Annotated in this window: 1 tRNA gene and 1 rRNA gene; both read right to left on the bottom strand. The window is 50.4% G+C overall.

The window, feature by feature from the left end:
- Positions 1–358: 358 nt before the first annotated feature.
- A tRNA-Glu gene (locus V3W49_RS22895) sits at positions 359–433 on the bottom strand.
- An 88-nt stretch (positions 434–521) separates the two neighbouring features.
- Positions 522–579 (bottom strand): 16S ribosomal RNA (locus V3W49_RS22890); the annotation flags it as partial.

The following is a 579-nucleotide window of genomic DNA, read 5'->3' as shown; positions in this document are numbered from 1 at the left end:
CCTTCATCGCCTCTGACTGCCAGGGCATCCACCGTGTACGCTTATTCGCTTAACCTCACAACCCGAAGATGTCTTCGCGTTGTGAGCTTGAGAGACCCATTAAACGGTCATTATGCGTCATACTTCAGCCTGCCTCTGCGTTGGCTGCCTTCGCTCACCCCGGTCACATAGTATGCTATGCTCCCGGCGATTCGCTCAGTTGCCCCCCTGATGCAGACTGAATTATTTAGCACTTCCGTTTATGGATTATCAATTTTCAGCTTGTTCCGGATTGTTAAAGAGCAAATATCTCAAACATGACTCGAAAGCCAGTTTTGAGATACATCGTGGAGACATCTTTCACCTGTCACCGAGCAAGTGGCGTCCCCTAGGGGATTCGAACCCCTGTTGCCGCCGTGAAAGGGCGGAGTCCTAACCGCTAGACGAAGGGGACACGAAAAGTGTCACGACTTCGTAGCCGTCTTGCTTCTTTATTTTCATCAGACAATCTGTGTGGACACTGCGAAATCTGTATCCAAAGGTAAGGAGGTGATCCAACCGCAGGTTCCCCTACGGTTACCTTGTTACGACTTCACCCCA

Origin of the sequence: Rosenbergiella sp. YN46 (assembly GCF_036620675.1) — a bacterium.
Classification (GTDB): Bacteria; Pseudomonadota; Gammaproteobacteria; order Enterobacterales; family Enterobacteriaceae; genus Jejubacter.
This window is presented reverse-complemented; position numbering and strand designations above follow the sequence as displayed.